The organism is Streptomyces sp. HNM0575 (assembly GCF_012726265.1).
Classification (GTDB): domain Bacteria; phylum Actinomycetota; class Actinomycetes; order Streptomycetales; family Streptomycetaceae; genus Streptomyces.
Genome location: NZ_JAASAG010000010.1, coordinates 292,483 through 311,962, shown reverse-complemented (window position 1 = coordinate 311,962; position 19,480 = coordinate 292,483). Strand labels below are relative to the sequence as shown.

Annotated in this window: 19 protein-coding genes, 1 tRNA gene and 1 other RNA gene; 10 read left to right on the top strand and 11 right to left on the bottom strand. The window is 70.3% G+C overall.

What is annotated here, in order from left to right:
- Window positions 1-342: 342 nt before the first annotated feature.
- From HCC61_RS23805 to fdhA, 5 genes are all read left to right on the top strand, one after another.
- The gene (locus HCC61_RS23805) at window positions 343-876 is read left to right on the top strand and encodes a DUF485 domain-containing protein (RefSeq protein ID WP_169138618.1); all 534 of its coding nucleotides are present in this window, start codon (window positions 343-345) and stop codon (window positions 874-876) included.
- On the top strand, window positions 873-2,537 hold the full coding sequence (locus tag HCC61_RS23800; RefSeq protein WP_169138616.1) for a cation acetate symporter: 1,665 nt from the start codon (window positions 873-875) through the stop codon (window positions 2,535-2,537). Before HCC61_RS23805 ends, HCC61_RS23800 begins: the two co-directional genes overlap by 4 nt.
- Window positions 2,538-2,749: 212 nt before the next feature.
- Complete coding sequence (locus tag HCC61_RS30295; protein ID WP_346777354.1) at window positions 2,750-4,255, top strand: FAD-binding oxidoreductase; 1,506 nt, start codon at window positions 2,750-2,752, stop codon at window positions 4,253-4,255.
- A gap of 282 nt (window positions 4,256-4,537) precedes the next feature.
- On the top strand, window positions 4,538-5,323 hold the full coding sequence (locus HCC61_RS23790; RefSeq protein ID WP_169138712.1) for a DNA-formamidopyrimidine glycosylase family protein: 786 nt from the start codon (window positions 4,538-4,540) through the stop codon (window positions 5,321-5,323).
- Between the two features lie 162 nt (window positions 5,324-5,485).
- Window positions 5,486-6,715 carry a formaldehyde dehydrogenase, glutathione-independent gene (gene fdhA, locus HCC61_RS23785; RefSeq protein ID WP_169138614.1) on the top strand — a complete coding sequence of 410 codons (1,230 nt, stop codon included), beginning with the start codon at window positions 5,486-5,488 and terminating at the stop codon, window positions 6,713-6,715.
- Window positions 6,716-6,862: 147 nt separating this feature from the next.
- On the opposite strand, the gene HCC61_RS23780 is transcribed toward fdhA, so the two are convergent.
- The 7 genes from HCC61_RS23780 to HCC61_RS23750 form a co-directional block, all read right to left on the bottom strand.
- Window positions 6,863-7,186, bottom strand: a complete 324-nt coding sequence (locus HCC61_RS23780; RefSeq protein WP_169138613.1) for a hypothetical protein — start codon at window positions 7,184-7,186, stop codon at window positions 6,863-6,865.
- Between the two features lie 214 nt (window positions 7,187-7,400).
- A complete protein-coding gene (locus HCC61_RS23775) occupies window positions 7,401-7,727 on the bottom strand; it encodes a hypothetical protein (RefSeq protein WP_169138611.1) in 327 nt (108 codons plus the stop codon).
- Between the two features lie 204 nt (window positions 7,728-7,931).
- Window positions 7,932-8,285 carry a hypothetical protein gene (locus HCC61_RS23770; protein WP_169138609.1) on the bottom strand — a complete coding sequence of 118 codons (354 nt, stop codon included), beginning with the start codon at window positions 8,283-8,285 and terminating at the stop codon, window positions 7,932-7,934.
- A 295-nt stretch (window positions 8,286-8,580) separates the two neighbouring features.
- Complete coding sequence (locus tag HCC61_RS23765; RefSeq protein ID WP_169138607.1) at window positions 8,581-8,895, bottom strand: hypothetical protein; 315 nt, start codon at window positions 8,893-8,895, stop codon at window positions 8,581-8,583.
- A 281-nt stretch (window positions 8,896-9,176) separates the two neighbouring features.
- Window positions 9,177-9,506 carry a hypothetical protein gene (locus tag HCC61_RS23760; protein WP_169138605.1) on the bottom strand — a complete coding sequence of 110 codons (330 nt, stop codon included), beginning with the start codon at window positions 9,504-9,506 and terminating at the stop codon, window positions 9,177-9,179.
- Between the two features lie 280 nt (window positions 9,507-9,786).
- Entirely contained in the window at window positions 9,787-10,590 is an 804-nt protein-coding gene (locus HCC61_RS23755; protein ID WP_169138603.1) for a TIGR03943 family protein, read from the bottom strand.
- Window positions 10,587-11,612, bottom strand: coding sequence for a permease (locus HCC61_RS23750; RefSeq protein WP_169138601.1), 1,026 nt, complete (start codon window positions 11,610-11,612; stop codon window positions 10,587-10,589). Before HCC61_RS23750 ends, HCC61_RS23755 begins: the two co-directional genes overlap by 4 nt.
- Window positions 11,613-12,137: 525 nt before the next feature.
- Here HCC61_RS23750 and HCC61_RS23745 point away from each other — a divergent pair.
- The 3 genes from HCC61_RS23745 (at window position 12,138) to HCC61_RS23735 (ending at window position 15,139) form a co-directional block, all read left to right on the top strand.
- Window positions 12,138-12,869 (top strand): DinB family protein, encoded by a 732-nt coding sequence (locus HCC61_RS23745; RefSeq protein ID WP_169138599.1) that lies wholly within the window; start codon window positions 12,138-12,140, stop codon window positions 12,867-12,869.
- 190 nt (window positions 12,870-13,059) lie between these two features.
- Complete coding sequence (locus tag HCC61_RS23740; protein ID WP_169138597.1) at window positions 13,060-13,881, top strand: peptidoglycan-binding protein; 822 nt, start codon at window positions 13,060-13,062, stop codon at window positions 13,879-13,881.
- 238 nt (window positions 13,882-14,119) lie between these two features.
- Window positions 14,120-15,139 (top strand): DUF4331 family protein, encoded by a 1,020-nt coding sequence (locus tag HCC61_RS23735; protein WP_169138595.1) that lies wholly within the window; start codon window positions 14,120-14,122, stop codon window positions 15,137-15,139.
- A 484-nt stretch (window positions 15,140-15,623) separates the two neighbouring features.
- Here HCC61_RS23735 and HCC61_RS23730 read toward each other — a convergent pair whose 3' ends face one another.
- The 3 genes from HCC61_RS23730 to HCC61_RS23720 all read right to left on the bottom strand — a co-directional run bounded on the left by HCC61_RS23730 (window position 15,624) and on the right by HCC61_RS23720 (window position 17,682).
- Window positions 15,624-16,010 carry a hypothetical protein gene (locus HCC61_RS23730; protein WP_169138593.1) on the bottom strand — a complete coding sequence of 129 codons (387 nt, stop codon included), beginning with the start codon at window positions 16,008-16,010 and terminating at the stop codon, window positions 15,624-15,626.
- Between the two features lie 197 nt (window positions 16,011-16,207).
- Complete coding sequence (locus HCC61_RS23725) at window positions 16,208-16,879, bottom strand: class F sortase (RefSeq protein WP_169138591.1); 672 nt, start codon at window positions 16,877-16,879, stop codon at window positions 16,208-16,210.
- An 11-nt stretch (window positions 16,880-16,890) separates the two neighbouring features.
- A complete protein-coding gene (locus HCC61_RS23720) occupies window positions 16,891-17,682 on the bottom strand; it encodes a hypothetical protein (RefSeq protein ID WP_169138589.1) in 792 nt (263 codons plus the stop codon).
- A gap of 446 nt (window positions 17,683-18,128) precedes the next feature.
- Here HCC61_RS23720 and HCC61_RS23715 point away from each other — a divergent pair, with 446 nt between their 5' ends.
- The gene (locus tag HCC61_RS23715) at window positions 18,129-18,785 is read left to right on the top strand and encodes a hypothetical protein (protein WP_169138587.1); all 657 of its coding nucleotides are present in this window, start codon (window positions 18,129-18,131) and stop codon (window positions 18,783-18,785) included.
- A gap of 391 nt (window positions 18,786-19,176) precedes the next feature.
- Here HCC61_RS23715 and HCC61_RS23710 read toward each other — a convergent pair.
- Window positions 19,177-19,261 (bottom strand) — tRNA-Ser (locus HCC61_RS23710).
- Between the two features lie 72 nt (window positions 19,262-19,333).
- Here HCC61_RS23710 and ffs point away from each other — a divergent pair.
- Window positions 19,334-19,432: signal recognition particle sRNA small type (gene ffs, locus HCC61_RS23705), an RNA gene on the top strand.
- Window positions 19,433-19,480 lie beyond the last annotated feature (48 nt).

Genomic DNA, 19,480 nt, shown 5'->3' with positions numbered 1-19,480 from the left:
CTTCAGCGACGCCGCGTTCGCGCCCGCGGGCGCGCTTGTCCGTCTCCAGCGACGCCGCGCCCGCGTCCGCACCCGCGTCCGCGCGCTTGCCGTCTGTGAGGGCCCCGGCACGTTACCTTCACCGACCCCCTTCACGGGCGGCCCTCCCCAGATCACTTCCATGGGCCTTACAGTCGAGTAACTCCCGGTAATACACCGGAAGTTCTCTTGCAGCCGTCCCGTGTCTCGGTTCATCGGGCTGCCCGTATTCGTTTGCTGGAGAACCTTTTGACTGAGCTCCGTCGCCTTGGCATGCCCCTGCGTTCCCCGCGCCGGGCGCCGCAGACTCGACGTAACGAGCCCGTGAGCCAAGGGAGTTCGGGTTTCCTGCGACGCGACTCCATGCGGCCGGCCTACCGCACGGGCTCCTCGAGCGAGGCCCTGTCTGCCGCACGCCGCACACAGCTCAACCGGGGCCTCGGCCTCGTGCTCGGCGTCTTCGGGGTGTACGCGCTCGCATCCTGCTTCGTACCGGACCTGCTGGCCGTCCGTATCGGCGACCGGCTCCAGGTCGGCGAACTGGTCGCCCTCGCACAGGTGTTGGCCGTCGCCGTCGGCGTGATCCGCCACGACCGCCACGCACGCCGGCACGTCGAGCCGCTGGCCCAGCGGGTCGCCACCCGCGAACCGGCGCGCTACGGCGACCAGTCCGCCGCCACCGCCGCGGCCGCGACACCCGCCGCGAACGGCGCCGACGCCGCCTCCACCGGCTCGTTCAACGCCTTCGACTCCTCGCGCGCGTTCGCCCATCGCTCCGCCCGCAGCGCGACGGTGCCCCGTGGCGCGGCCGCGACCCGCACCGCCACGGCACCCCGTACCGCGAGGGCGACCTCGTGAGTTCCCTCACCGACGAACGCGTCATCGCGATCTCCGTCTTCCTCGTCTTCCTCGCGGGCTGCCTCTTCCTGTCGATGCTGACGAGCCCCGATCTCCAGGACGGCACCGAGGACTTCTACGCCTGGCAGAGCAGCCTCCCCGGCACCGGGAACCGCGTCGCGCCGCCCTCCGCGATGCGCCAAGGCATCGCGCTGACAGGCGACTTCCTCTCCGCCGCGGGCGTGCTCTACCTCTGCGGGGCTGTCGCCACCGCGAGTTACGACGGCATCCTCCTCATAGCCGCCACCGCGCTCTCCCCGCTCCTGCTGAAGGTGTGGCTGGCCGAACGGCTGCCCGCCGGCCCCGGCTGGTCACTCGGCGATGTGCTCGCCCGCTACCTGACCCCCGGCCCCGCGCGCCGCGCCGCCGGAATCGCGACCCTCGTCGTCTCCGTACCGCTGCTCGTCGCACAGCTCATCCCCATCGGCCAGCTCACGGCCGCCCTGATGGGACTCCCCGGAGACCAGGGCGAGATGGCGGGCATCGCCCTCGTCGGCGTGCTGATCCTCTCCTGCGCGGCCATCGGCGGCGTACGCGGCTCGACGCTGCTCCAGATCGTCAAGACCGCCGCGTTCATACTCCTCGGCCCCCTGCTGGCCGTGCTGGTGCTCGCCCGCTTCGACTGGGACTACGGCGCCGTGCTCGCCCGGGCGGCACGGGGCAGCGGCTCCGGCCACGACTACCTCGCCCCCGGCCACCTCTTCGGCGCCGACTTCACCGGGCGTCTCGACACCCTCAGCCTCGCCGTCACGGTGCTGCTCGGCGCGGCCTTCCTGCCGCACCTGCTCATGCGCCTCTCCACGAGCCGTACGGCCGAGACCGCGCGCCGCGCCGGCAGTTGGGCCGTCAGCACGATCTGCCTGCTGTGCGTCACGGTCGCGGTCGTCGGCTACGGCATGCAGGCGCTCGCCGGCGCCGAGACCATGCACAGGGCGAGCCCCGACGGCAGCGACAACCTCCTGCTGGCGGCCGCCGCGATGACCGGCAGCGACCCCGACAGCCCCGACAACCCGGGCACGTTGCTGACCTTCATCTCCTGCGCGGCCTTCCTCGCCGTACTGGCCTCCGCGTCGGTGCTGCTGCTCGCGGGCTCCGCCGCGATCGTCCACGACATGGGCCCCAAGCGGCACTCGCCCTCCGGGCAGAGCATCACCCACCGGCCACTGCGGGCGAGGCTCGCGCTGGTGGCCGTGGGCGCGGTCTGCATCGCACTGGCGGTCTTCGGCCGCTACGCCCACGCCCAGTTCTGGCTCACCTTCGCCTACACCGAGGCCGCCACCGTCGTGCTCCCGGCACTCGGATACAGCCTGCTGTGGCGCGACTTCACCCTCCGCGGGCTGCGCTGGTGCGTGTACGGAGGAACCCTCGTCACGCTCACGCTGCTGGCGCTGACGCCCGCGGTCTCGGGCCACCCCCACGCGCTGTGGCCGGACGCGGACTTCAACCTCCTCGCACTGCACTCCCCGGGCATCATCAGCATCCCGGCGGCGTTCCTGCTGGGCTGGGCGGGCACCCGCCTCTCGGCCCCGCACCGGCCCGTCCCCGACCAGCAGGCCCACGAGCCCCAACGGCCCACCGGCCGGGACGACTTGCTCACCGCGACGGGCGCGCGCCGCCCCTGACGGCGCCGGAGGCGTGGCCACGGTCCGTATCCAGGTCACGGTCCGCGTGGCCACGGTCCGTACTCGGGCCACCGCCTCCGTGGCTGTCCGCGCGGCGAGCACCCCACGCCGCCCCGGGGCAGCCGGGGCAGGGGCGGAACGCCTCAACCACCCCTTTCTGTACGGTCGTGCACGAGTTGCACCGAAGATCACCCCTGCTTACCCTGCCTGAAGTGAGCCCCGAAGCGAGCGGTGATCTCCCGCCGGCGGGCGTCGCGGCGACCCGGCGCGGCGATCCCGGTTACGAGCGGGCACGCACGGGCGCAGTGTTCAACGCCCGCACACCCGACCGCTTCCCCGAGCTGATCGCGCGGCCCGCCTCCGAGCGCGAGATCCCCGAACTCCTCGCGTACGCAAGGGAGTCGGGCCTGCGCGTCGCGATCCGCTCCGGCGGTCACCACTGGTCGGGGCCCGTGCTGCGGGACGGCGCGCTGCTGCTCGACCTCTCCCGGCTACGGCACTGCCATGTCGACCCCGGCTCGTCCACGGCCACGGTCGGGCCCGCCGTCACGGGCGGCCGGCTCGCCGCACGGCTGGCCCCGCACCGGCTCGCGTTCCCGACCGGTCACTGCCCGGACGTGGCCCTCGGCGGCTACCTGCTCAGCGGCGGAATGGGCTGGAACTGCCGCGAGTCGGGCCCCGCCTGCCGGTACGTGGAGGAGATCCGCGCCGTCACCGCCGACGGCCGCACCGTGACGTGCAGCGAGCGCGAGAACCCCGATCTGTTCTGGGCGGCGCGCGGAGCCGGACCCGGTTTCTTCGCCGTCGTCACCCGCTTCCGGCTGCGGCTGCTGCCGCAGCCCGGCTCGATCATGACGGCATCGCTCACCTTCCCGCTCGCGGACGCGGAACGCGTGGGCGGCTGGGCGCTGCGCACCGCTCGGGAGTCCCCGCCGAACGTCGAGACCAGCCTCGTACTGACGCCTCACGGGCCCGCCGCGGGCGGAGTCGCCGCCGGACCACGGCTGAAGGTGGAGTCGAGCGTGTTCGCCGGTACGCCGGAGGAGGCCGCGGCGGCGCTCGCGCCCGTGGACGCATGCCCGTTCACCGGGCGGGCCGTCGACCACCGGCCCGCCCGGCCGACGTCGTTCCGCAGCCTGTACGGGGCCACGGACTCCGATCCGGACTCCGCTCCGGGTCCGGGCGCCGGTTCGGGCCCTGGCGCCGACCCCGCTCCAGGGCCGGGTCCAGGTGCCGCTCCGGGCTCCGGTCCGGACTCCGCTCCGGGTCCGCGCTCCGCGCTGCCGGCCGAGCACCGCTACGCCGTGGACACCCTGTGGTCCCCCGAGCCGTACGAGACCCAACTGGCCCGCAGCGCACGGCAGATCGCCAAGGCCCCGTCGACGAAGTCCCATGTGCTGATCGCCTTCGAACCGGTCGCCCCCGACCCGGTCGCGCTTCGGCACATGGCCTTCTCCGTGCTCGGCGAGTCATACGTCGCCCCGTTCGCCGTGTGGGACGACCCGGAGGCCGACGCGGCCAACATCCGCTGGCTGCACGAGACCATGGACGCCCTGGACCCCGACGGCACCGGCGGCCACTACATCGCCGAGGCGGACCTCGCGGCCGGCGAACCGCGCTTCCGCGGCTCATACGGGCCTGCCGACTGGGCACGGCTGAAGCGGCTGCGCGAGCAGTGGGACCCGTCGGGTCTCTTCCACACCGACCCCGCCCCCTGACCGTACGGCCCCTGACATACGGCCCCCGGGCCCCCACGTACATACCCGTGACGCCTGCGTCCTGTCCCACATCCGCCCGTTCTTTCGGCCAGGCCCGAAAGAGATGCGCCGGGACCGCCGGACGGTGCAGTGTCGATGCCGGGCAGCGGTGCTCCGGATGTTCGGGGGAGGGCCGGAGCACCGCATCTCCGCGCGCCCCTGCGCCCGTCCGCGGTTACGCTCGTGAACCGGGAGCGGATCCGTGACGGGCCCGCCCCGCACGGCGGATTGGCGGTGGACGGCATGCCGGAACTGCCCGATGTCGAAGGCTTCCGCAAGGTCCTCGACTCCTGCGCCCGCGACCGCCGCATCCAGCAGGTCGACGTGTACGACGCGGGCGTGCTCCACGACGTCGGCGAGCGGCGCTTCCGCCGCGAGCTGGAGGGCCGCAGCTTCACCAGGCCCGAGCGCCACGGCAAGTGGCTCCTCGCACCGACCGGCGGCCCCACCTTGATGCTGCACTTCGGCATGACCGGACGACTCGTCTGCTGCCGCCCCGACGACGAGCGGCACCCACACGACCGCGTCGCCTTCACCGTCGGCCGCGACCGCCAGCTCCGCTACCGCGACCAGCGCAAGCTCAAGGGCCTGTGGCTCTCGGACGACGACGGAGTCGCCCGTACCCTCGACCTCCAGGGCCCCGACGCCGCAGCCGTCGCCCGCGAGGACTTCGACGCACTGCTCGGCCGCCGCCGCGGCGCCGTCAAGGCCGCCCTCACCGACCAGTCCGTCATCGCCGGCATCGGCAACCTCCTCGCCGACGAGATCCTCTGGCGCTCCCGCCTCCACCCGTCCCGCCGTGCCGACCGCCTCACCGACGGCGAACGCGCGCGCCTGCACGGGGACATGCGCTCCGTGCTGCGCTCCTCCATGCGCGCCGAGTGCGTACCGCCCCGCGACTCCTGGCTCACCGGCCACCGCGACGACCCGCGGGGCACCTGCCCGCGCTGCGGTACGAGCCTGAGCCACGGCCGTACGTCGGGCCGCAGCACCGTCTGGTGCCCGCACTGCCAGCCGGAGAAGGCCTGACCGGGCCGAGGTGAACGACCAGCGGACGGACGGTCACACCCCGGGCACATCCGTGCAGGTAACTGGACGTTTCAGCCGCCAGACTGGCCGAGTCGAGCAAGGTGCCCCAGACTGCCACAAGGGGACGAATAGCGCCCATACGCATGGTCGGAGGGACAGTTCATGAGTGGAAACAGGGCCGTCGCCTACATAGAACCCGGCGTCGTCGAGGTCCAGACGATCGACTATCCCGACCTGGAGCTGCACGACGGACCCGGTGTGGACCCGCACAACGTGGGCCGCCACTGCCGTCACGGAGTGATCGTCAAGGTCCTGGCAAGCAACATCTGCGGCAGCGACCAGCACATGGTCCGCGGCCGTACGACCGCCCCCGCGGACCTCGTCCTCGGCCACGAGATCACCGGCGAGGTGATCGAGACCGGCCCCGACGTCGAGTTCATCAAGCAGGGCGACATCGTCTCCGTCCCGTTCAACATCGCCTGCGGACGCTGTCGCAACTGCAAGGAGCGCAAGACCGGCATCTGTCTCAACGTCAATCCCGCCCGCCCCGGATCCGCCTACGGATACGTGGACATGGGCGGCTGGGTCGGCGGCCAGGCCGAGTACGTGATGGTCCCCTACGCGGACTTCAACCTGCTCCGCTTCCGTGACCGCGACCAGGCCCTGGACAAGCTCCTGGACCTGACGATGCTCTCCGACATCTTCCCCACGGGCTACCACGGCTGCGTCAGCGCCGGCGTCGGCCCCGGCAGCACCGTCTACGTCGCGGGCGCGGGCCCCGTGGGCCTCGCCGCGGCCGCCGCCGCCCAACTCCTGGGCGCCGCCGTCGTCATCGTCGGCGACCTCAACGACCAGCGCCTCGCCCAGGCCCGCAGCTTCGGCTGCGAGACCGTGGACCTCACGCGCGGTTCCCCGGAGGAGCAGATCGAGGACATCCTCGGCGAACCCGAGGTCGACGCGGCCGTCGACGCCGTCGGCTTCGAGGCGAGGGGCCACGGCAAGGACGCCGCCGAGGCTCCCGCCACGGTCCTCAACTCCTTGATGGGCGTCGCCAGGGCCGGCGCCTCCCTCGGCATCCCCGGCCTGTACGTCACGGAGGACCCCGGCGGCATCGACTCCGACGCCCAGACCGGCTCGCTCAAGATGCGCCTCGGCCTCGGCTGGGCGAAGAGCCACAGCTTCACCACGGGCCAGTGCCCGGTGATGAAGTACCACCGGCAGCTCGCCATGGCGATCCTCCACGACCGCGTGCAGATCGCGAAGGCGGTCAACGCGCAGGTCATCTCCCTGGAGGACGCACCGCGCGGCTACGCCGAGTTCGACCAGGGCGCCAGCCGCAAGTACGTGCTCAACCCGCACGGCGCCCTGGACCGCTTCAAGACGGCCGCCTAGTCCGCGTCCTGACGCCCCGTCCGCTTCCGTACGAGGCCCGGCCCCCGGCCCGTCCTCGTACGCAAGGTTCCGGCGGCATGACAAAGGGCAGCTCCTGGACCGAGCTTGGGTTCGGTCCAGGAGCTGCCCAGGGGCGGCTTCAGCAGCTCAGAGGGTGACGCCGATGTCGCCGAGGGTCCCGCCGAGGCCGCCGGTCCCGGTGCCCGCGGTGTTCTCCGGGTCCTCGTTCTCCAGGCCGCACAGCTGCTGGTTGGCGGTCGCGTCCGCGTTCCCGCCGCCCAGGAGCGGGCCGTTGATGTTGACAAGCCCGACCTGTTCGACCCTGGAGTTGTCGTTGACGTTCTGAGTGCAGTGAATGTGGATCGGCCCGCGCGGCGCGTCGTCACCGTGAGCGGACGCCGTGCCGGCACCGATCATGCCGACGCTGCCGACCATGGCCGCGACGATTGCAGCTTCGCGAAGCTTGGCCATTTCTTTTTCCCTTCCCTGGGCTTGCCACGACCCTTTACTGATCGTGTGTACACGGTGACAGACAGTATTGCCGAAACGGTCACGCGCCCCTGCAACACGCCGCATCGAGCCGGTTATCGAAGTCGTGCGGCCGCAGACGCAGTTCAGGGACCGAGTTGGAGAACTCGGTCCCTGAACTGCTCGATTGGTCAGCGTCCGTGATCGGTGTCCCGGATCAGAGGCCGACGTCGATGGTGCCGATCGCGCCGCCCGCGCCGCCGGTGGCGTCGCCCGCGGTGTTCTCCGGGTCCTCGTTCGAGAGGCCGCAGAGCTGCTGGTTGGCGCTGGAGTTGGCGTCACCGCCGTTGAGGGCGTCGGAGATGTTCACCGTGCCCGTCTGAGTGGTGGCGGTGTTGCTGCCCGTGTCCTGGGTGCACTCGATGCTGACGGACGGGGGCGTGGACTCCTCGTGCTCGCCACACGCTGCCGCGACACCGGCGCCGACCATGCTGACGCTGCCGACCATGGCGACTACGGCAGCAGCTTCGCGAAGCTTGCGCATTTTCGTCTCCACTTCCATGAGGGGGGTGTTGATGTGATCAGTTCAGTGATCGATTGACTGCACTCGATTACAGACGGTATTGCCGCAACCCCTCTTTGTCCTGCAACACGCCGTATCGCACCGCATGTCGGGTCGCTCTGTGTAGCGAAGTTCAGGGGTCGGGCATGAGGCCCGGCCCCTGAACAGGAAGGGCTGCTCCGGCTGTCAGCCGGCGCCGCCGACGTCGATGGTGCCGATGCCACCGCCCGCGCCGCCGCCCGTCGCGGGCGGGGTCGTGCCGGTCGCGGTCGGCGTGGGCGAGGTGTTCTCGGCGTCCTCGTTCTCCAGGCCGCAGAGTTGCTGGTTGGCGCTCTGGTCGGCGTCACCGCCGTTGAGGGCGTCGGCGAGGTTGACTGTGCCGCCCTCCTGGTTGGTGAGGGTGTTGTCGCCGAGGTCCTGCTCGCACTTGACGGCGAGCGGCGACTCGCCGTCTGCCTGGGCGGCCGCGAGACCGGCGCCGATCATGCCGACGCTGCCGACCATGGCGACTACGGCCGCAGCTGCGCGAAGCTTGCGCATTTCATCTCCACTTCCATTGAGTGTTCTGCCTGCGACCCATAACCGAGCGCACGCAAGGAGTGACAGATGGTATTCACGGCCGATGCGTTCCATGGCGAAACAACACACAGTGAAGAGGAAGATGATTCTTTTCTTCTCGTCGGCCTTCTGGCCGGTCTTCTCGCCGGGAGAGAGGGCCGCTCGCACAATTGGGATTCCGGCGGAAGTCGTGAGCTGCGACGCGGGGAAGTCGTGGACATGACTCGGGGACCGGGCGATTGCCCGGTCCCCGAAGTTCTTTCAAGCGGTTCTGCGATCAGCCGACGGTGATTCCGGCGATGGTGCCGCCGAGGCCGCCGGTGGCGTCGCCCGCGGTGTTCTCCGGGTCTTCGTTCTCGAGGCCGCAGAGCTGCTGGTTGGCGCTGGAGTTGGCGTCGCCGCCGTTGAGGAGGTTGGCGGCGTTGACGGTGCCGCCCTCCTGGTTGGTGAGGGTGTTGTTGCCGAGGTCCTGCTCGCAGGTGATGCTCACGGCGGCCGGCGGCTCCTCGCCGGCGGCGGCAACCCCTGCGCCGACGACGGTGACGGTGCCGAGCACGGCGACTACGGCAGCAGCTTCGCGAAGCTTGCGCATTTCATCTCCACTTTCCGAACGACTTGAACACGATCAGTAAGGGACCGTGCGTAGACAGTGACCGACCGTATTGCTGTGGACGCCGACTCAATGTGCAACACGCCGTATTGGGATGATTTACCACTGATGTGAGCCTCCTCCTCGGACTGCGCCCGACGTCGAGCACGTACCGGGCGCCCGCCGGTCCACATCAGGGAGGGGGACGAAGAGAGGGAAAGCGGGGCACGACTAAGGGACCGGGCGATCGCCCGGTCCCCGAGTCCTCCGCTGGTCAGTCCCGATCAGGGAGCAGCGACCGCGCCGACGGTGATGCCGCCGATGGCGCCGCCCGCGCCGCCGGTGGCGTCGCCCGCGGTGTTCTCCGGGTCCTCGTTCGAGAGGCCGCAGAGCTGCTGGTTGGCGCTGGAGTTGGCGTCGCCGCCGTTGAGGGCGTCTGCGGCGTTGACGAGGCCGCCCTCCTGGGTGGTGAGGGTGTTGTTGCCGGTGTCCTGCTCGCAGGTGATGCTCACGGAGGCCGGCGGCTCCTCGTGAGCGGCCGCTACTCCGGCGCCGACGACGGTGACGGTGCCGAGCACGGCGACTACGGCAGCAGCTTCGCGAAGCTTGCGCATTTCATCTCCACTTTCTGAGGGGCTTGACACGACCAGTAACCGATCGCATGTAGGCAATCACAGAGAGTATTGCGGGACTCCGGTCATTCCGCGGAACACGCCGTGATGGGCGTGCCGGGCATCGGATGCAGCACACGCCGGTTTGGGCACGCGGCGGCCGATTCCGTGTCCTCTTCCGCCGGTTCCGATTGCGGTGACGTACGGCGACGGGTGGTCAAGAAAGGCCGCACGCCCCGCAGTTGAACGGGCTGGTGTGGAGAGGCGGAGTGCGGACGGTCGCTCAGTTTCCGTACGGGTCGCGGGGAGCCGGTACCTGGTGGACCTTGTCGACCTTGATGAAAGGGATGACGCCCCCGTTGACGGGGTCCTTCGCCTTCCTTCCGGTGTATGCGCCGGTGATCTCGATCCAGCTGTCGGGCGGGAGCGCGGTCGTCGGCGTGTGTCCGGTCAGGCCGATCTTCACGGGGCGGGCGTCGGCGGCGCAGCAGTTGAGGACCATGCGCGTCAGATACGGGGTGCCGCCGCGGTCGAGGGCGACGAACCCGGTGACCTTGATGCGGCGGTCGTCGAGCGAGCGTCCGTGGTCGTAAGCGGCGCGGCTGGCGTAGTCGAGGAGTTCGAGCCGCAGCGGGTCGTCCGCGGGCAGCTTCGCGAAGTCCCACGTCGGCTGGAGGGCGGTGCCCGAGCGCAGGGCGCTGTAGGAGCCGGGCGCGGGAGGGGCCACCAGGATGAGGGCGAAGAAGGGGAGCACCAGGAGCCAGGAGACACGGGGTTCGCGGTGGGTGTGCGCGTGGGTCTGCGCCCCGTTCTCGCTGTCCCCGTCCGCGTCGTCCCCGTCCTCGTGGTTGCGGTCGGGATCCGGCGTGCCGGGCGTACGGGCTGTACGGGCCGTACGGTTCGCGCGGGCGGCGCGCATCTCGTACCAGACCGTGGCGGCCGCCGCGGCGATCAGTACGAAGCCGGCCGCGAGCAGCAGCGGGCGCAACCCGGCCTTCACGTACTGGAGATAGAGGTCGGTGAAGCCCGCGCGCAGCACGGCGCCGCCGGTGAGGAAGAGCACGACCGCCTGTGCCGTCCGGTTCACAGCAGGACCGCCCCGGTGAGCGCCGACACGGCGACGGCGAGCGCGAAGGTGGCGGGGGCGAACCGCAGGGCGAAGCCCCGGCCGAAGGTCCCGGCCTGCATGGCGAAGAGCTTCAGATCGATCATCGGTCCCACGACGAGGAAGGCCAGCCGAGCGGTCAGCGAGAACTGGGTCAGCGACGCGGCCACGAACGCATCGGCCTCCGAGCAGATCGACAGCAGCACCGCGAGGGCCGCGAGCGCGAGAACGGACACCGCGGGGTTGCCGGCGGCGGCGCGCAGCCAGTTCGCGGGTACGGCGGACTTGAGCGTGGCCGCGGCCATCGCCCCGACGACCAGGAAGCCGCCCGCGTGCATGACGTCATGACGTACGGAACCCCAGAAGGCCGCCCCCTTGCCGAGATCCTCGGAGGACGGGCGGGACGGGGGACGCAGCCAGTCCGTACGGCCGAGGCGGTGCCACAGCCAGCCCATCGCGCACGCCACGACCAGGCTGGCCGCGAACCGGGCGAGGACCATCTCCGGATCGCGGGGGAACGCGACGGCGGTGGCCGTCAGCACGATCGGGTTGATGGCGGGGGCGGACAGCAGGAACGCCAGTGCCGCGGCGGGTGTGACACCCCTGCGTACGAGCGCGCCCGCGACCGGCACCGACGCGCACTCGCAGCCCGGGAGCGCGGCCCCGGCGGCCCCGGCGACCGGTACGGCGAGCACGGGGCTGCGCGGCAGTGCGCGGGCGAAGAACGAGGGCGGTACGAAGACCGCGATGACCGCGGAGAGCAGCACGCCGAGCACCAGGAACGGCAGCGCCTGCACGACGACCGCCACGAACACGGTCATCCAGCTCTGCACTTCGGGCGATGACACCGCCCGGCGGATCGGCCCCTGCATCGCGACCACCGAGAGCAGCAGCAGGATCAGCAGATGGGACGAGTCGAACCGGCGGCCCCGCGGCTCCTGTTCCTCCTCCGCGTCGTGCCGTTGCTCGGACGCGGGGGAGGCTGCCTTGGTCGTCGTGGTCACAGGGCGCGGTACCTCCGGTGCGGAAGGCGGGGCCTTCCGGGGTGGTTCTTCTCCAGGTCAGGGCCGGTACGGGTCAGTCTGCTCCGCCTTCCGCCGCAGGTGAGGATCGTTGTCCGGATGTGATGAATCCGGGAGGCGGGCGCCTTGTGCCCGGCGACAGCGCGACAGCGGGTGGTGCTGCGCCGCACCGCCGACGCGTTGGAAGCCTCGGAGTCGTTCGTACGTGACACCAGCGGCTTGGGAGGCTTGCCCAGTTCTATCCGCCGGCCTGTCAACTGTCCGTAAGACGCCCGGGATTGCTTCTGTCCTCCTTGGTCTCCTTGACCGACTCAACCGGCCCGGCCGTTGCAACTGGGCTGGCGCGGGGCGGACTTGAGGCGGACAGGCGCGGCGGAAAGGCCGGCCGGCAGGGTGGCGCAGCGCTTCCGTGGGCGGAGAAACCGGTCGCGCCTGCGTGCGGTGAGCCGCTAGCTTCCGGCTGAGCGCGGGGCGTACGGGACGCGTGGCCGTGGAGGGGAGCCGGGCATGGAGACCCAGGGTGCGCGGACCGACCGGTTGGGCTTGCTGCTCGACCAGTTCGACCGGGCCAGGGAGATGGCCGAGGTGCGGCTGGCGGGGCTCGGCGACGAGGAGTTCCTGTGGGAGCCGGTGCCCGGCTGCTGGTCGCTGCGGCGCCGGGGCGAGGCGGTGACGCCGAGGGCGTTCGGGCCGGGCGAGTGGGTGCTCGACCAGGGCGCGCCGGACATTCCGGCCGGCGAGTACGCCGAGGTGGCCCGGCAGGCCGCCGGAGGCATGAGCGTCGCCAAGATCGCCGAGGACTGGAGCGTGACCGCGGCGCGGGTCGAGCAGGTCCTGGCGCACACCGGACCGCGGGAGCCCGACGTGACGCCGGTGACGACCATCGCGTGGCGGCTGGCGCACCTGCACTTCCACTTCGCGGGCGGATGGGAGTGGACCTTCGGTGAGCGGCGGCGCGAGCCGAAGCTGCTGGTCGACTTCACCCCCTCCGCCGCGGCGGCGCTGGAGCGGTTCTGGGAGCTGATCGCCCGCTGGCGGGAGAGCGTCGGCGGCGTGACCGAGGAGCAGCTCGACACGGTCGGGTTCTCGCAGTATCCGTACGGATCCGACCCCGACGACCCGTTCATCGGCGTGCTGTGGGGCGCGAACCTCGAATTCATCCATCACATGGCCGAGATCGCGCTGCTCCGCGATCTGTTCCGGGGTCGCTTCGCGGCTTCCGGTCAGGGCGCCGGGTAGGGCGGGCGGCCGGGGCTCCCGCCCGGGCGTTCGCTCATCCTGGGCCGGGCGACGGGGCGCCGCCGCCGTTGCGGGGCCGTCCGCCGTACGCGCCCTGTCCGTGACGCGCTACCGTCTGCCACTCTCGCCCCGTCCACTCGTGCCCGCCGTCACGCGCGCCGTATGCCTCACGTGGCCCTTGGGAGTTGCCATGAACACCGAGCCCGGATCGTGGATCGGCCGCGCACCGGCCGCAGTTGGGCACCGGTTCCGGCGGCGTACGCTGCGCTCGGGCGTGATCGTGATCGCGCTGCTCGCCGCCGTCCTCTCCGCGTGCGCCGACGGACGGGGCCGGGCGGACAGCGCTCCGCCGGCCGCCGCCGGCACGTGCGCGGGGGACGACTGCCCGTCGACATCGCCGCCCTCAGGCGCCCCGTCCCCCGCCCAACCGGGCTGCGATACGGACGACACGGCGGTGTCCGGCTGCGCCGCTCCCGGCGACACGGTCCCCGGCGGGTCGGTGCCCGACGGGACGACGCCGAGCAAGGCGGCACCCGGTGCGACGCCTCCGGGCGATAAGGCTCCCGCCCCCGGTACGGAACCCACCGCGCCCGGAAGAGGCCCCCGTTCCTGGCCGCTGCTGAAGACCGGTGCCGAGGGCGAAACCGTACGCGCGGTGCAGTACCTGCTCACCGCGCACGGCCACCGCACCGACCCCGACGGCGAGTTCGGCCGCGACACCGCCGCCCGGGTACGCGCGTACCAGCGGGACCGCTCGCTCGCCGTCGACGGCGTGGTCGGCGGCGACACCTGGCGGGCGCTGATCGTCACCGTGCGCAGGGGCGACCGCGGCCACGCCGTCACCGCCGTACAGAGGCTCCTCCGCGCCAACGGCCGCAAGGTGGCCGCCGACGGCGTCGCGGGACCGGCAACAGCCAAGGCCGTGAAGGCCTTTCAGCGGGCGCGGCACCTCGACGTCGACGGCGTGGTGGGGCCCCGCACCTGGGCGGCGCTGGCCGCCTCGGCCGGCTGAGGACGACGTACGCCGGCGGCGGGGAGTGTGCGAATGCGGACGGCTGCGCTGTTCGGGGGTTGATCGACAGCAGCAACCTCTTCATCCCGGGCCGGGCTGGTGCGGCGGGCTAGCTTGTCCGCACTTCCAGGGTGCAGGCCTCTATATCCCTATATGAGGTGCAGGCCTCTATGTGTGAGTTGCGGAATGGCCGTTCGTGCGCTCTGGCCTTCAGGGAGTGAGAGAGGAAGTGCCCGCCGTGTCCAACCACTTCACCGGCCTCAGCCTCGGGTCGCCGCTCGGCGACCAGCGGCTCGACTTGTGCGACCTGTACGCCTTCCAGGCACCCGCCGATCCGGACAGGACCGTACTCATCCTGAACGCGAACCCCAACGCCGATGCCATGCACCCCGATTCGGTGTACCGGCTGAACATCGACAACGACGGCGACTACCTGACCGACGTCGCCTTCAGCTGGGTCTTCAGCCCGGCGGCGGCCGACGGCGGGCAGACCTACAGCGTCTTCATGGCGACCGGTGCGCAGTCCCGTGAGCCCGAGGCGGTCGGCACCGAGATCGTGTCCGATGCCGCCGTCTCCTTCGGTCCCCGGGCCAACGTGGTCACCAGCGGCGACTACAAGGTGTCCGCCGGCAGTCGCAGCGACGCCTTCTTCTTCGACTTCGACGGCATCACGAACCTGTTCGACACCAGTGGCAAGCGGAACTTCACCGCCCCGCACCTGGACGGGAAGTCACCGTGGACCGGCGTCGACTCAAACACCACGGCCAACGTCTTCTCCATGGCCATCGAACTGCCGACCCGGGAGCTGGCCCCCGACCCCGAGCTGCGCATCTGGGGCCGGTGCAGCGTCCGCCGCGACGGCGAACTCGTCCACGCCGACCGCGCCGGGCACCCCTCGGTCAGCAGCTTCTTCAACACCGACGACACCAAGGAGGAGTACAACGCCAGCGAGCCGGTCGACGACCGGGCCAGGTGGACGGACCAGTTCGTGCACCTGCTGGGCCACACCGGCGACTACTCGCGCGAGGAGGCGATCGCGGCACTCGACAAGGAGGGCATCCTGCCGGACGTGCTCCACTTCGACCCCTCCAAGGCCGCCGTCTATCCCAACGGCCGGAAGTTCACCGAGGACGTCATCGACATCCGCGTCGCGTTCCTCACCAAGAACGAGGCGCCGCCCACCGGTCTGAGCCCCCACACCGACACCCTGGACCGCTTCCCGTACCTCGGCGATCCGCACCCGGCGGCCAGCTCCTGACAGACCTCGGCGGGAAGTTCCGGATCCGCCTTCGGCGACCGCGCGGCGGTGAACCCGGCCACGACGAACCGGCGATGACGAACCGGCGATGACGAACCCGGCAACGACGAAGGCCCCGACCTTGATCAGGTCGGGGCCTTCGTCGTTGCCCGGCGGGCGGGTGCGGAGGATACGAGATTCGAACTCGTGAGGGGTTGCCCCCAACACGCTTTCCGAGTCTGTTGGTGTCTGTCAGCCCTGCGTACGTGCTTGTTCAGATGAGTGCGTGGCCGTGTTCGACCTTTGCCGGACGGGCTCTCCGTATGCCAGTGAACGCCTCTGGGCGGTACTGAATGAGACTGAAACTGAGACGGAGATGCCGAGAAGCAGTCACCGTCCTTTCTGGGACTCTTACTGCGTCGGCTTCGCCGAAAAGCCGTAGCACCCTGCGGGTTGTGGCGTGCGGGGTACTGCGTCGTGGTCGCCATGTCGTTGCGTCCTGCGCTCAGTGACGTGGGTCGGTGACGTTCACCAGCCCGTGCCCGTGTGCTTCGATCAACCATTCCAGCAGGGCCACGAGTTGGTCGCGCGCACCGGTCGCCTCCTTGGTTCCGATCGTCTTGGAGCCTGCTCGGGAAACGAGGTCGATCAAGGAGTGAGGATCTGGTCGTCGGGCCGATGCTCCGCTCTCGGGAAGTGGCACCGACAGTTCGACTTCGGCGAGATCAGGATGCAGCTCCGAGGGGCCGACCCGTTTGACTTGGCAGTGAAGCTTGAGGCGCGTTCCTTCTTGTTCGGATGGTTCTTCTGCCGACGGGTCGGTCTGCGCCGTCGGCCGGTCGTCTGGGTCGACGGCAGGTGTCGTCGGGTGACGCGAGGACTGGTAGGTCACGGGTAGCTCCCAACTATTGGGCGCCGATCAACGATTGAGGACCCCGGCGGTACCCGCGCCGTTCCCGAGTACTCGGGAACGGCTTTCGCAGTAGCACCGCCCCCGGGGGCTCGGTCGCGAACGCTTGTTGTGGGCCGCCGTTTTGACGGGGTCCGGCGTCTCCTTGCTTGTCCTGAGGGCGAGTTGAGCCTCGGTGGCTATCTGTGGGTGCTGGTGAGTGATGCGAAGATCACGACGTTGTCGGAGTAGTAGCGGTCCTTGGATGAGTACTTGCCGCCGCAGGTGATGAGGCGGAGTGCCGGCCGGTCGGTGTCGCGGTAGACCTCGATGGTCGGGAAGTCCTTCTTCGGGTACCGGGCGGTCCGCTCCACGGTGAAGAGGGCTGTTCGTCCGTCCTGTCGTGTGACCTCGATGCGGCTGCCGGGCTTCATCTCGCCCAGGCGGTGGAAGACCGCGGGGGTTCCGTTCCAGGTGACGTGGCCGGCGATGACCGCGGGACCCTGCGAGCCGGGGGCCGTGCCCGGCTCGTACCAGCCTGCCCGTTGGGGATCTCGTGGAGTTTCCATGGCCTGGTTCTGATCAAGGCCGAGGGTCTCCAGGGACGAAGAGACGCCCAGGGAGGGAATCCGGATGCGCTCGGGACTTGAAGGCGGTAGCGCGGCGGCCTTGGGGTGTTTGCCCTTGGCCTCCGGTGCGCTGTCGGCGTCGTGCCGGTGTGTCGCCGCTGCTTGCGGTGCCTGGGGAGGGGAGGGCTGCTGCCGGAGCCACGCGGTCGCCAGCAGCACGGCTGCGGTGACGGCGAGGGCCGCCGCGGCGGTGAGCAGTCCCCACCGCCGCGTACGACTCCCGGCGCGCCATGAGGGTGTCATGACGCCGGTGGTCACTTGCGCTGGCGGGCGGGCCTGCGGGCCAGAGCCACTGCTCCGGCTGCGGCGAGCAGTCCGGCACCGCCGGCCGCGAACAGTACGGGGGACTCGATGCCTTGCGTTCCCGCGCCGCCGGTCTCGACGCCGCCGACGGGCATCGACCCGACTGCCGCTCCCTTGATCATGCCGCAGTCGGCGGGGGCGGTGGCTTCCTGGGGAAGCTTCGGGTCCAGTTCGCTCTTGCCCTTGTTGAAGTCGTACTTGCCGTTGTCGTTGGTGTCGATGCCGTGCTGCACGATGTGCAGGTCCTTGATGTGGTGCGCGACCTTGTGGGAGACGGGGATGGTCCGCGAGTAGGTCAGCTTGCCGTTCTTGTCGGCCTTGGGCATGCGGTCCACTGCCAGACCGCTGTCCTTGGAGGTGTCGCCCTTGGTGGTCAGCGAGATGTTGATGTCGCCGTAGGAGGGCAGTCCTTCGGCCGTGCTGACCACGCCGTCGCCGTTCTTGTCGGCACTGGCGTCGGGGCAGTGGAAGTCGTGGCCGTCGGTCGAGCCGTGCAGGTGCTGCGCGTGGGGCTGGCCGGGCACCAGCCCTTCTGCCTCCACCTTCACCGTCAGCTTGCTGCCGTGGACGCTGACCAGTGCGGTGCCGGTGGCGCCGGAGTCGTTGAGCTGCTTGATGTCGATCTGGTAGGCGTCGCTGTCCTCTTCGGACGGGGTGGCCGACGCGGGGCCTGCTATGGCGAGGGTGAGTGCGGCGGGCAGCGCTGCGAGCGCTGCCAGACGGCCGGTACGTGATGTTGGCACGGTGCTTGTCCTTCCGAGCGGGCCGGAACCCGGTGCGGGTGGCGGCGTCAACGGCGTGGTGGGACAGACCTGGTGTCGGCCTGCCTCGCGGCCGCGTGCACTCGGATGACGTGGCACGGTCAACACAGTGTCTTGCCGGGCATTCGAAGCCGGCCCGCGCGCGGATTGGTGCGGACTCAGAACGGTTCCGGGACGGGGCACACCGGTCCCCGTCTCTCGGTGCGATCGAGCAACTTGCGCTCAAGTGAGGCCAATCCGCCGAGCGGAGGCTCCCGAATCATGGGTGCGAGAGGCCGATGCGGCTGATGTGACGAGAGTTCACTTCAGGTGTGGGCCTCATCGCGAGGGAATTGCACCTTCCCGCGGCCCGGCACTCAGCGTCGGTCGTGCGGGATTCGACCAGCCAACAGAAGGGCTGAACAGTCATGCGCAAACTCACTCGTGGAATGGCAGCCGGCGCCTTGGCGCTGCCGCTGATCATCGGGGCCACCGGCGTCGCTTCGGCGCAGAGCAGCGGCGGTTCTACGTACCAGCAAAGCGGTTCCGCCGCCGGCCAGCACGGTGCCGCCTCCTGGTACACCGGCGTCTCCTCCCAGGGCAACACCGACGGCGTCTCGTCCTTCGAGATGGGCCAGAACTGGGCCGGCAAGTACGGTGCGGGTTCCGGCAGCACCGAGGCCTCCGCCGAGGGTGGTGATGAGGGCGGCTCGTCGTACAACCAGAGCGAGAACTGGGCCGGGAAGCACGGTGCGGGCTCCAGCAGCACCGAGGCCTCCGCCGAAGGTGGTGACAAGGGCGGCTCCTCGTACAACCAGAGCGAGAACTGGGCCGGGAAGCATGGTGCGGGTTCCAGCAGCACCGAGGCCTCCGCCGAGGGTGGTGACGAGGGCGGCTCGTCGTACAACCAGAGCCAGAACTCGGCGGGGAAGCATGGTGCGGGTTCCAGCAGCACCGAGGCCTCCGCCGAGGGTGGTGACGAGGGCGGCTCGTCGTACAACCAGAGCCAGAACTCGGCGGGGAAGCACGGCGCCGGCTCCAACGACACCAGCAGCAGCACCAACCAGGACAACCAGAAGGGACTCCTCAGCGGACTGCTCGGCTGACACACAGCCGTTGGTCAACCCCGACCGACCAACGACACCCTCCCCCAGGGCGTGATCCACGCAAGAGCCGCGGATCACGCCCTGCCACGTCCCGCTGACCTCGAAAACCGTGTGGCAGTGGGACAAGTGCCGTCCGTCGCACACCCCTTCACGCCTGTTCGCGTATAAGAGATCGCGTGTTGGGGATACGGCCTCACGCCGGTGGAGCGGCCCGGAGGCGCGCCCGGTACATGCACGTCACCGGGTCGATGCTGCGGAAGGTGGCTCAGCAGGTCGGTGACGCGCTCTGGGAGCCGCCGAAGGCCGACTGAGACGGAAACTGAGACGGAGAACGACGAAGGCCCCGACCTTGATCAGGTCGGGGCCTTCGTGACAGCCCGGTGAGGCTGGGCGGAGGATACGAGATTCGAACTCGTGAGGGGTTGCCCCCAACACGCTTTCCAAGCGTGCGCCCTAGGCCACTAGGCGAATCCTCCGCCGCAAACACTACAAGACGCCGGGCAGTGCTTGCGAACTCGATCCCTCCCGCGGGCATCGGGTACTGTGGGCGCAGCCCCTCACGTGGCGCTATCTCTCTGAACTCCCCCAGGGCCGGAAGGCAGCAAGGGTAGGAGGGCTCTGGCGGGTGCGTGAGGGGCGTTCGCGTTTGCGGGCGGCCGGTCGACGGCGGTTCCGGGGCGGTTGTGGCGGCGACG

Excerpts from the sequence above, each read along its gene's own strand:
- HCC61_RS23790 (WP_169138712.1), top strand. The coding sequence starts at position 4,538 with ATGCCGGAACTGCCCGATGTCGAAGGCTTCCGCAAGGTCCTCGACTCC.
- fdhA (WP_169138614.1), top strand. The coding sequence starts at position 5,486 with ATGAGTGGAAACAGGGCCGTCGCCTACATAGAACCCGGCGTCGTCGAG.
- HCC61_RS23780 (WP_169138613.1), bottom strand. The coding sequence starts at position 7,186 with ATGGCCAAGCTTCGCGAAGCTGCAATCGTCGCGGCCATGGTCGGCAGC.
- HCC61_RS23775 (WP_169138611.1), bottom strand. The coding sequence starts at position 7,727 with ATGCGCAAGCTTCGCGAAGCTGCTGCCGTAGTCGCCATGGTCGGCAGC.
- HCC61_RS23770 (WP_169138609.1), bottom strand. The coding sequence starts at position 8,285 with ATGCGCAAGCTTCGCGCAGCTGCGGCCGTAGTCGCCATGGTCGGCAGC.
- HCC61_RS23765 (WP_169138607.1), bottom strand. The coding sequence starts at position 8,895 with ATGCGCAAGCTTCGCGAAGCTGCTGCCGTAGTCGCCGTGCTCGGCACC.
- HCC61_RS23760 (WP_169138605.1), bottom strand. The coding sequence starts at position 9,506 with ATGCGCAAGCTTCGCGAAGCTGCTGCCGTAGTCGCCGTGCTCGGCACC.
- HCC61_RS23745 (WP_169138599.1), top strand. The coding sequence starts at position 12,138 with ATGGAGACCCAGGGTGCGCGGACCGACCGGTTGGGCTTGCTGCTCGAC.
- HCC61_RS23740 (WP_169138597.1), top strand. The coding sequence starts at position 13,060 with ATGAACACCGAGCCCGGATCGTGGATCGGCCGCGCACCGGCCGCAGTT.
- HCC61_RS23725 (WP_169138591.1), bottom strand. The coding sequence starts at position 16,879 with ATGACACCCTCATGGCGCGCCGGGAGTCGTACGCGGCGGTGGGGACTG.
- HCC61_RS23715 (WP_169138587.1), top strand. The coding sequence starts at position 18,129 with ATGGCAGCCGGCGCCTTGGCGCTGCCGCTGATCATCGGGGCCACCGGC.